General features: G+C 40.8%; 5 protein-coding genes. All 5 read right to left on the reverse strand.

Annotated features, from left to right (window positions below; all coding sequences use genetic code 11):
- A partial coding sequence (locus tag QZ158_RS06325) for a ZmpA/ZmpB/ZmpC family metallo-endopeptidase (protein ID WP_293886827.1) occupies positions 1 to 5,042 on the reverse strand: 5,042 nt, incomplete at its 3' end.
- Positions 5,043 to 5,344: 302 nt separating this feature from the next.
- Positions 5,345 to 6,772 carry a glycogen synthase GlgA gene (gene glgA, locus QZ158_RS06330; protein ID WP_293886829.1) on the reverse strand — a complete coding sequence of 476 codons (1,428 nt, stop codon included), beginning with the start codon at positions 6,770 to 6,772 and terminating at the stop codon, positions 5,345 to 5,347.
- A complete protein-coding gene (glgD, locus tag QZ158_RS06335) occupies positions 6,772 to 7,908 on the reverse strand; it encodes a glucose-1-phosphate adenylyltransferase subunit GlgD (RefSeq protein ID WP_293886831.1) in 1,137 nt (378 codons plus the stop codon). The genes glgA and glgD overlap by 1 nt, the downstream gene beginning before the upstream one ends.
- A complete protein-coding gene (locus QZ158_RS06340) occupies positions 7,898 to 9,040 on the reverse strand; it encodes a glucose-1-phosphate adenylyltransferase (protein ID WP_293886833.1) in 1,143 nt (380 codons plus the stop codon). Before QZ158_RS06340 ends, glgD begins: the two co-directional genes overlap by 11 nt.
- A 117-nt stretch (positions 9,041 to 9,157) precedes the next feature.
- Complete coding sequence (gene glgB / locus QZ158_RS06345; protein ID WP_293886835.1) at positions 9,158 to 11,059, reverse strand: 1,4-alpha-glucan branching protein GlgB; 1,902 nt, start codon at positions 11,057 to 11,059, stop codon at positions 9,158 to 9,160.
- Positions 11,060 to 11,573 lie beyond the last annotated feature (514 nt).

Here is an 11,573-nt window from a genome sequence, read left to right on the forward strand (position 1 = left end):
TATTGCTTATCAACCTTCTTGAACCAAGCATTGTTTAAATCTTGATTTGCTTTATCGAGGACAGCCTCTCCTTCAAGATAATCCAGAAGCATAAGAGTGTCGTTGTAGCCCTTCATGTAACGATCAATTTCGTCACGTGACTTCAGATCATTTGGATTGGTGTTATACCATTGATTTCCATCATTTGGACGTTCATAAGCCATGTTAAGACCTAGGGCTTTGTATTCACCATTTGGATTTGATACTGATGGAGTTTGCAACATACCTTGTGCAAATGCTTCCAAATCAGTACCTTCACGGTGTCTTGAACCACCCAAGTAGACCATACGGTCATTTACGTGAGTTGTTTCGTGGGTAAAGGCTGAAATACCAAAGTCACTAATCATATCTGTAACCATGAAGAAGACAGAATCATCCTTATACGGATTCCCATAAACGCGAGCTACAGCTCCCATACGCCAGTCAGTCGCATGGTAACGTCCTGTAGGTCCGTATAATTCACGAATAGGAGCAACATCTTTACCGCTATTAGTGTGACCGTATTTATCAGTACTAATATCTTTATAGTTTTGGTTATCCAAAACAGGTGTTGGAACCATGTTATTGCTCTTAAGTAGTTGATTACGAACTTTATCAATTGATAGACGTGACCAGAAGTCTAGATAATTTTGTTGAGCTTTGGCTACTTTATCGATTTCAGCTTTGAAGGCATTACGTTCTGCTTCAGTGTACTTACCATATTTCTCAAATGAACTATAAGCCATTGTATTGTAAGTTGAAATCAAGAACATATGGGCATCTTTTAAGTTCAAGAGTGGCAAGATCATCTTACCGTGCATATCATTGTTTAAGCCTTCATAAGCTCTGTGTTTCTTATCAGCAAACTCAGGAGTTGTTGTTGCTGGTTCAACGATATAAACATTGTCTTTGGTTGCTTTGATAAACCAATCGTTCAAGTTTGTATCATTTGTGAATAGACGCATATTATAGTCTAAGAAACTATTTAACTCGCTGATACCGATAACTCCACCGATAGCTTCGCGATAAGCTTCTAAAGTTCTATCACCTTTAATGTTACTTTCTTTAGAACCAATCTGAATCAAGAAGTCTAACACACTTACATTTTTACCATAGAAATCTGGTTTGAACAACATAAGTTGCTTGATATTAAAGTTATCAAACTTCACTCCGTAATAACGGTTAAGATAAGATAGACCAAGGAGAACCGCTGCCTTGTTATCATCAATTTTCTTGATCAAAGCACGTTTAGCAGCTTCATCTGTGTTTAATTGATGATCCTCATTTTCAACCAACTGTTTCACAAATTTAGTAAGATTATCCTTAACTTCTTTGAAGGTTTCTTCAAGATAAAGGTTCTTAATAGCATTAACTTTGTTTGGACCAGTTCTACCAAGGTGCGTGTAGATTGGGTCAGATTGTAATTCCACAGGACTCAATTTTTCAACAATAGCATTGATGAGATCACTACGGTCCTTGTCAACCATATTCGGAGTATAAACAACTTCACCAAGTTCTGCAATACCGTACTCTTTCACTTGTTTCACTTTTGAATCTTTAGGTGAAATGGTAAAGATATCTTTTGTCTTATCTGAATAGTGGATCATAATATGATCAGCATCAGCTAATTCCGTCACAAAGGTATTGCCTTTCATAGCAGTTACAGACAATACTTCTTTAGTCAAGAGAGGACTTCCTGCAGCTAATTTATTACCTTGGTCTACAATCCACTCTTTATTATAGAAAGGTTGAAGTTTTGCAATATTACGGTAAGCTAGCTCACGAGTTGCATCATAACTATCAATTGCTTTGTATTGATCGTCTTTGCTAAGACTGTTATTGAGCTTGTCTTCAATAGGTTTGCTGCTGGTAAATTTATCAGCAGTGATTCCCATTGCTTCAATTTTCTTCTCGGCTTCTGCTAGTGAGATACTTGGAATTTTATGTGAATTGTTAAAGGACTTCTTACCTTCACTCACACCATCAACACTATAATTACGTTTGGTTCTTGAATAGGTGAAGTAGTCGTCAGCATCAATATCTGAGTGACCAAATACCATCTCACCTGTTTTGACTTTCATCATAGTGATGTTGTCTTCAATAGTACCCAAGGCCCAGTTGGTACCCAGCAATCCACCAGATTGAACAGCTTCTTTCAGTTCGATAGAACCTTTAGCAACTGAATTTCTGAGGACCCCTTCTTTACCGACCGTGTAGTTATTAGCACCATTTTGAGACGAATAGACTAGACCTGCAGCTTTTGCTTTATTACCAGTCATTTCAGCATCAACGTAGGCTTTCTCAATAACACCCTTCCAGTTTTCACCAAGAACACCAGCTAAATAGCCTCCTCTATTGCCGGCAGCGTGAAGTTTACCGATAAAGGCGACATTACTTACTTTTCCACTACCATCAATTTTATTGATAATACCAGCTACATCATTGTTACCGACAACACTTCCAGTTACTTTGACGTTTTCAATAGTTGCATTGTTTTTGATGACATTGGCGATTGGAGCTACTCGATCAACTCCAGGCATATCAATATTGACATTTTCTAGTAAGAGATCCTTGACAGATCCACCTTCAATGTTTCCAAATAATGGTCTAGTGATATTATGAATGGCAAATTTATTGCCATCAGTACTTCCCAATGAACCTTTAAAGGCATTGGTTACATAAGATTTGCCAGCAGCTGGTACATTATTAGCATTCATATTGCTACCAAGTTTAAATGTACCAGTAGGATTGGCTTGCATAGCTTTTACAAGTTCATTAAAGTCGTAGTAAACATCACCTTCGTGAGCTTTTGGCTTAGGTAAATAGTGTACATACTCTTCAGTGAAACGATTCTCTGCAGTACGTTGAATCAAATCTGGTGCTTTAGCAGTTACTTTGTATAGTTTATTTCCATCTACCGTCACTTCTTCGATTTTATCAACCGCTAGTTTTGTAACCTTGTTATCGTAAGTCGTAACCTTTAAGTAGTATGGCTTAACATCAGACGGTGTTTCAGTCAAGAGGCTGCTATCCGTCTCAAGACCTTGGTCATCCACGCTAATCAGACTGGTTTCCTTGATGTTTTTGACTTCAACTTTTTTAAGGTCAAGTCTTAGCGGTTCTTCCTTAAGAACTTCTTCTTCGTCTCCGTTTCCACGGTCATAGACCATGGTCGTTGTGATTGTATAATCCTTGTAATAGTCCAAGTCCTCTAAGGCAGCTGCTAAGTCCGTCTCTGAAAGGGCAAACGTTTTAACCACTTGATCACCCTTCTTCAATACAGCCTGGATGGACTTGATGGTCACACCGTCTGGTTTGTCCAAACGATAGGTAGCTTTAGCACTGCGCTTCAACACTTCCTGATCAAGATTGGTCAAGGTTAAGGTTGGCTTTTCAAGTTCTTTGGTCCCTTTTTGAATGATCCGATCTTGGGCCTGTTCAACTACTTCTTCCGAAACCGTTGGAGCATCCGCAGTTTTTACACCTTTAATGGTCTTATAGACCTTGGTGATTTTCTTCTTCCCATTCTTACCAGCTTGAGAAACCCTTTCTGTTCCTTTTAGAAGGGTGCCATCTTGTTCGGTTACCGTCTTAAATGGAATATCCTCAAACGAAACATCCTCTGTTTGGCCTTCAATCGCCTTACTTCCACGACTAATTTTTTCTGTCACAGGAGCTTTTACCGTTTCAGTTGTCGTACTGAGGGGATCTCCAATCTTCTCGCCATTGACTGTTTTATAAACACGACGAATTTCTTGGCTACCAGCCTCGCCTTTCTGAAGAAGGCTTTCTTCATCTGTGTAACGATTGGCATCCGTTACATACTCTGTTTCATATGGAAGGATTACCGTTTCTGTCTCCGTCACTGTCCCTTCGGTCGCTTGGAAAACTGGGTTATCCGGTTGAACGGGAGCTTCGCCGATATGGCCTTCTTCCTGGGTTCCCTTGGCTTCAACGATACCTGTATAGGATGGAGTCTCCGGTTGAACAGGTGCTTCGCCGACATGGCCTTCTTCTTGCGTTCCCTTAGCTGTGACTACTGGGGCAGGTTGTGGACTTGGTTGAGGGGTTGGTTGGGCATCTTCTTTTGTCCCGACGGCAATAATTTGTGAAACTGGTTCTTTGGTGACTTTGCTTTCAACTACTCTGCGAACTTCTCGACCATTTACCGTACTTACTTCTGTTAAAACAGTCTGTTCACCATTTTGTCCAGCTCTTAAAACTGCTGTTTGACCTTTTGCTAAAGTAGGATCTGCTTGTTCTACCGTTTCAAACGGAATAATTTCTGTTGAAACTTCAACGTTTGGCTTGTCCACTATAGGGAATGCAGGACCCTCTTCAGGTGTTACCTGAGATAGAGTCTTTCCTTCTGTTAAAGGTTGGGATTCTGGCTTCTCCTCCACTCTTACATGAGGTTCTTGCCCCGTAGCTCTTGGATCAACTGGACAACGAAGGTAGCCAACATAGTCATAGCCTTCAATCGGAATGACACCATTGGCTAGTTCTTTACTGCTTGCAATTGAAAGAGTTTGATTGTAGCTTGCTAATTCAATATTTTGCAAGGCTGCGGCATCAATAGATAAGAGCAGACTTTGCCCCATGGAACCAATTAATAGGAGTCCCATTACTTTTTTTCGGTGTCTTTTGGACAATAAAAGAACTGCTAAAGAGGCAGTCGCTAAACTAAGGCCAGCAATCGCCAATTCGGTCGTCCCTGTTTGTGGTAGTAGCCCTTGACTAGGTGTTTTTTTCTTATACACCAGATAAAAGGCATCTTCATTTTGATATTCTTCAGGAATTGCACGAATCACCTGAGCTTTTTCCTCAGGAGTCAACTCATTTTCCGTGACATACCCCATATGAACTGTCGCTTCTACCGTGAATTGATCAGCTTGTACAGAATGCGCTCCTACTACACTCCCTGCAAAAAGAAGGGCTCCAATAGCAACCGGACCTACTCCGACGGATAATTTCCGAATCGAATACTTGGTAATCTTTTCAAAAGCTTGTCTTCTTTGTTTCATCCTATAATTTCCTACATAGTAATATTTGTAAATCATAGGAAGTCACATTTATGTTTGGAGAGGAATGACACTTCCCCTAAAACGCTTCCCGTGATTTTTTACCTTTATCTATCTTATCTTTTTTCGCATCTTTTAGCAACTCATCTTGCTCAGATTTCTTCCCTTTTTGCTTCCTATATGTAAGTAGCTCCTCTTCCTTTCCTAGTAACAAAAAAACGCCTAAAATGTACCGGCCCCAAGAGTCAGATTTTTCTGTCTAACTTTTGGGGTCAGTTCAAAATAGGCGTTTTTAGAGATTTATCTTACAAAGACTGATAGAGATCCGCATAGTGTTGACTGGCCGTATTCCAAGAGAAATCACGACTCATGGCTTCTCTTTGAAGACCGTACCAAGCATTCTTATCATGAGTATAGACTGTCAAAGCTTGATCGACAGCCCAGTTTAACCAATAACCAGATAGGTTGTTAAAGCTAAATCCAGTACCACTGCCATCGATGACATTATAGGCTTGCACTGTATCACGTAGTCCCCCTACCTCGTGAACCAATGGCAAGGTGCCGTAGCGCATAGCCATCATTTGAGAAAGTCCACATGGTTCAAATCGGCTTGGCATCAAGAAAACATCCGAAGCAGCATAGATTTCTTGCGCCAACTGGACATCAAACATAATATTGGCAGAGAGTTTATCTGGATAAGCTTGACCAAACCAAGCAAAGGCTTGCTCAAAGCCAGGATCTCCTGTACCCAAAAGAACGATTTGGATATCCTTTTGTAGAATGTTGTGGAGTTCTTCAACCACCACGTCAAAGCCTTTTTGGCGGGTCAAACGAGAAACAATTCCGAACAAGGGAACATCATCACGTACCGGAAGTCCGACACGTTCCTGAAGAGCTCGCTTACTTGCTGCTTTCCCTGATAAATCATCTTGACTGAAATGATAGGTCAAGAGCGGGTCTGTTTCAGGATTGTAGAGGTCTGTATCGATTCCATTCACAATCCCCGTTAATTTACCAGATTCCATCCGCAAGATTTGATCGAGTCCGCAACCATATTCAGCCGTCATGATTTCATAACCGTAACTTGGTGAAACCGTCGTCACACGATCAGCATAGAGGATCCCGGCCTTCATCCAGTTCAAGCAATCCTTCCAACGAAGTGTCCCATCTTCATAGCGCTCAAATCCAACTCCAAACAAATCCCACAACATTCCTGGGCCAAACTGACCTTGGAACTCCAGATTATGGATGGTCAAGACAGACTTAATACCATTGTAAGCTTGAATCCAACGGTACTTTTCCTTAAGAAGGAAAGGAATCATGGCGGTATGATAATCATGAACATGGATGATATCTGGAATAAAGTCTACTCGTTCCATCATTTCCAGCGTTGCCAATTGGAAATAGGCAAAGCGCTCCCCATCATCAAAATCTCCGTAGACATGTCCTCTAAAGAAATATTTCTGGTTATCAATAAAATAGAAAGTAACACCATCACGATAGATGCGTTTCACACCAACGTATTCACTTCTCCATCCAACTCTGGTCTCGAAGTGTAGCACATCTTCAACTTGGTCGCCAAATTTCGCCTCTACCATGTCATAGTAAGGGAGGACGACACGAACATCATGGCCTTTTTTAGCCAAGGATTTAGGGAGTGCCCCAATAACGTCTCCCAAGCCCCCCGTTTTTGAAAAAGGAGCTCCTTCAGCGGCAACAAACAATAATTTCATTATCCAATATCCTCTGTAATCACAGCACCTTTTTTAATCACAAGAGGTGCCTCTTTGGTTCCACGAATGGTAACGCCAGTTTCAACTACGACACCCTTGTCAAGAATCGCATGCTCTACGACTGCTCCCTCATGGACAACAACACCTGGGAACAAGAGACTGCTACGAATTTCTGCCCCCTTATGGAGATGAACCCGACGAGAGATGACAGAATCATGTACCAAAGCTTCGACAATGCTTCCTGAGGCAAATTGCGAATTCTTAATTTGCGAACCAGTCGCATAGTAAGTTGGCTCTTCATTTTTCACCTTGGTATAAACTTTTTGATTTGGTGAGAAGAGTGACATGAATTTCTGAGTTTCCAACATGTCAAGATTAGCGCGGTAATATGACTCAACAGAGTGAATATTGGCAATATAGCCAGTGTATTCAAAAGCGAATGCCCCATATTCAACCGCTAAATCACGTAAGATATAACGCAGTTTTTCTGGATGTTCCTTATGAACTTCTTGCTCCAATTTTTCAATCAACCAAGGAGTGTCCACAATAAAGATGTCGGTCGACATATTGTAAAGAGCTTCTGGATCTTGGCCTTCAAACAATTTTTGACCAGTCACATGATCTGTCTCATCAATATTTAAAATGGCATTTACTTCCGAGATATCCCGTTGATGCATTTTCTTGTAGACCACTGTGATTGGTCTATCAACGGTATTGTGCAAGTGGAAGACTTGGTTCAAATCGATGTTTACTAAAATATCACAGTTAAGAGCGACTGTCTGGTTCGAACCAGAGCGTTTCAAATAGGTCAAGAGTTGCTCGTAGTATTCTTTGCCAACGTTTGAACTTTCTACTGGAGTGTTGTAAATACCGAGATAGTAGTGGCTCAAAAGAGTTGACAAGCCCCACTCACGACCAGAGCGAATATGGTCAAAGACAGAACTGATATTTTCTTGCTGGAAGATACCAAATACACTACGGATTCCTGCATTAGCGAGGCTAGAAAGCGGGAAGTCGATCAAACGATATTTCCCATCAAATGGCAGACTGGCAACAGGACGATGATCTGTCAATGACGACATATCATGGAAGCCTACTGTGTTCCCTAAAATAGCTGAATACTTATCAATCTTCATCTGTTGCTACCCCCACTTTTTCGTTATATCCAACGACTTGTACTTCTTCCGTTCCATCGATGACAACACCTTCTGAAACAACTGCTCCTTCACCGATAATAGCACGTTTAATCACAGCACCTTGACCGATAATGGCACCACTCATGATAACAGAATCTTCAACGACTGCACCTTTACGAACTTGTGCTTCCGTAGACAGGATAGAACGTTTTACTGTTCCGTCTACCAAGCATCCATCCACTACCAAGGAATCTTCAATTTGGGCATGTTCACCAAAGGAATTTGGTGGTGAAATCAAGTTACGAGAATAGATCTTCCAGTGACGATCCCGGCTGTCCAAGGCATTGTTTGGATCAATGTATTCCATATTCGCTTCCCAGAGAGATTCAATAGTTCCCACGTCTTTCCAATAGCCATTGAATTCATAAGCATAGACACTTTCTCCAGATTCAAGGTAAGTTGGAATAACGTTTTTACCAAAGTCAGACATATCGATGTCACTCTTCTCTGCAGCCACTAGCATGTTGCGAAGACGAGACCAGTCAAAGATATAAATTCCCATAGAAGCTTTTGTTGATTTTGGCTCTGCAGGTTTTTCTTCAAATTCGACAATTCGATTGTTTGCATCCGTATTCATAATTCCGAAACGGCTAGCTTCTTTTAAAGGTACATCCAATACAGCTACTGTAAGGCTGGCATTGTGATCTTTGTGAGACTGAAGCATGTCGTCATAGTCCATCTTGTAGATATGGTCTCCAGAAAGGATCAACACGTACTCTGGATTGATGCTATCAATGTAGTCGATGTTTTGGAAAATCGCATGACTTGTTCCTTCAAACCAACGATTTCCTTCACTTGCAGAATAAGGTTGAAGGATAGAAACCCCAGTATTAATGCCATCGAGACCCCAACTGGAACCATTTCCAATATGGTTGTTTAAGGCAAGCGGTTGATACTGAGTAATCACGCCAACATTGTGGATACCTGAGTTGGCACAGTTGGATAAGGCAAAGTCAATAATACGATAACGTCCCCCAAATTGCACTGCAGGTTTGGCAATGCTTTGAGTGAGTTTTCCAAGGCGAGTTCCTTGCCCACCAGCAAGGATCAGAGCTAGCATTTCATTCTTCATTGATTACTCCTTTTTGGATTGACGAGACCTTCTTCCCACTTCTAAGAAGAGGTGCTGTAACTTCTTCTACAAAGTTAGGAATGGGATCATAGACTGCGATCAGTTGATCACCAACAACTATTTTTTTGTTTTAGACACATTGGAACGAAGTTTTCGTTTCACTTTCCATACACTAGCTCCAAGAGCCGGTAAGGTGAAGGTCAAGGTTTGTGGATAATCTTTCCATAATCCCTCTTGAGTCTTCACTTCCTGGTTGTGCTCTTTCCAGACACCTCCCCATTTCTCTAATTCTGTATTCCAAACTTCTTCATAGACCCCAGCAACAGGGACGCCGACTGTAAAGTCCTTGCGTTCTACTGGTGCCATATTAAAGATACACAACAGATGATTTCCTTTTTTATCCTTACGAGTAAAGGTCAAGACACTTTGATCTCGGTTATCTGCATCAATAATCTCAATACCATCATAGCTATCATCAATTTCCCAGAGCATCTTGTTATCTTTGTAGAATTGATTGAGCTGTGAAGTAAACTCTTGCATCTTGCGGTTCATGTCATCATCCAGATTGGACCATTCTAGCTGTTCTTCAGACTTCCATTCTAAGAATTGGCCAAACTCTGAACCCATGAAGAGCAATTTCTTACCTGGGTGACAAATCTGATAGGTCAAGAGGTTTCGCAAGCCTGCGAACTGGTTGTAGCGATCTCCCCACATCTTATGCATGAGACTCTTCTTCCCGTGAACCACTTCATCATGAGAGAATGGCAACAAGAAGTTTTCAGAGAAGGCATACATAAAGCTAAAGGTCACCAAGTTGAAATCAAATTTCCGATAAATAGGATCTTCCTCGTAGAAGCGAAGGATATCATTCATCCAACCCATATTCCACTTGTAGTCAAATCCTAAACCACCATACTCTTCTGGACCAGTGATCTTGGTGCCAGATGAACTTTCCTCCGCTGCCATGATGACATCCGGATGTTCTGATTTAATCACAGCATTCATCCGTTTAAGGAAATGAATTCCCTCATAGTTGAGATTTCCACCATCGATATTTGGTGTCCATGGACCACTATCATAGTCTAAGTAAAGCATGTTGCTGACCGCATCGACCCGAATTCCATCCAAATGATAAAACTCAATCCAGAACTTCACACTAGAGATGAGGAAGGATTGGACCTGGTTTTTCCCTAGGTCGAAATTCAAAGCTCCCCAGCCATAGTTGTGGGCACGATGGTGATCCTGGTATTCAAAGGTTGGTGTCCCATCGTAATAAGCCAAGGCATCATCATTGATGGTAAAGTGTCCCGGCACCCAGTCCACAATCACCCCAATGTTATTCAAGTGACAAGCTTCCACGAAATCTTGAAACTCTTCCGGTGTTCCGTAGGTATGCTCTAAGGCAAAGTAACCCATCAATTGATAGCCCCAACTAAGCCCAAGCGGGTGAGCCATCACCGGCATGAACTCCACATGGGTATAGTTCATTTTTACCAAGTAAGGAATCAAGTCTTCCTTCAACTGAGCAAATGAATAGGGACTTCCATCTTCATTTCGTTTCCAAGAACCGGCATGAACTTCATAGATATTTACTGGACGAGATCTAAAGCCAAGTTTTCTCCGTCTAGCCATCCAGAGTCCATCTTTCCATTTCCTCTCTGGAATATCTGTAATGACCGCTCCTGTTCCTGGACGTTTTTCCATGCGAACTGCTAAAGGATCCACCTTCATCAAGCGGTGGCCATTTTGTCTTGTAACATGAAACTTATAGATATCGCCAACTTGAGGTGCAGTTGTAAAAACTTCCCAAACACCAGCTTCGTTTCTTACCATAGGAATTTCATTTTCTTCCCATTGGGTGAAATCACCTACCAGGTGTACTGCCTGAGCATTTGGAGCCCATACACGGAAACTATACCCTTCCACACCATCTACTTGCTCTTTATGAGCCCCTAGATAATGTTGAAGATGAAAGTTCTCACCGGTTCCAAATGTATACAATGCTTGTTTCGTATCCATTCACTCACCTCTCTCGCTTTTATGTAAGCGCTTCCTATTAATATTATTCTACTATAAATAGTTGAAATATTCAAGATTTTTTCTTGAATAATACGATGAAAAATTATGAAAAGAATTTGAAACTTTCATTGTTTCCCTGAAATTTCCTAAAGTAGATTCATAATTGTTCAGCTTTCAAACTATCTTTCCAATATTATACTATAAAAATAAGTGTAATTAAAGCTATTTCCGAAAATTTTTAGAAAATTTAGATTTTTTGTTTTGATATAGTGACAACAACTCTATTTTTATTCAGCTACTTCATTTAAAGAAACAAATACAGGTTTAAAATAAAAAAGCTACCACCTCTTCCAAGGTGATAACTTTTATCAGATTTTTAAGATCAATTAGTCTACGTTCACGTATTCTTTAGAAAGTTCAAGCACTTCTTCCATGGTTGAACATTCAGTAAGAGCACGATTAGCGTATTCTTGCATCTTAGCTGTGTCAAGTTTCTTCATCAAGCTACGTGTAC

The organism is Streptococcus sp. A12, assembly GCF_905372335.1.
GTDB lineage: Bacteria > Bacillota > Bacilli > Lactobacillales > Streptococcaceae > Streptococcus.

Coding starts and splice junctions, on each gene's coding strand:
- glgD (WP_293886831.1), bottom strand. CDS start 7,908: ATGAAGATTGATAAGTATTCAGCTATTTTAGGGAACACAGTAGGCTTC.
- QZ158_RS06340 (WP_293886833.1), bottom strand. CDS start 9,040: ATGAAGAATGAAATGCTAGCTCTGATCCTTGCTGGTGGGCAAGGAACT.
- glgA (WP_293886829.1), bottom strand. CDS start 6,772: ATGAAATTATTGTTTGTTGCCGCTGAAGGAGCTCCTTTTTCAAAAACG.
- glgB (WP_293886835.1), bottom strand. CDS start 11,059: ATGGATACGAAACAAGCATTGTATACATTTGGAACCGGTGAGAACTTT.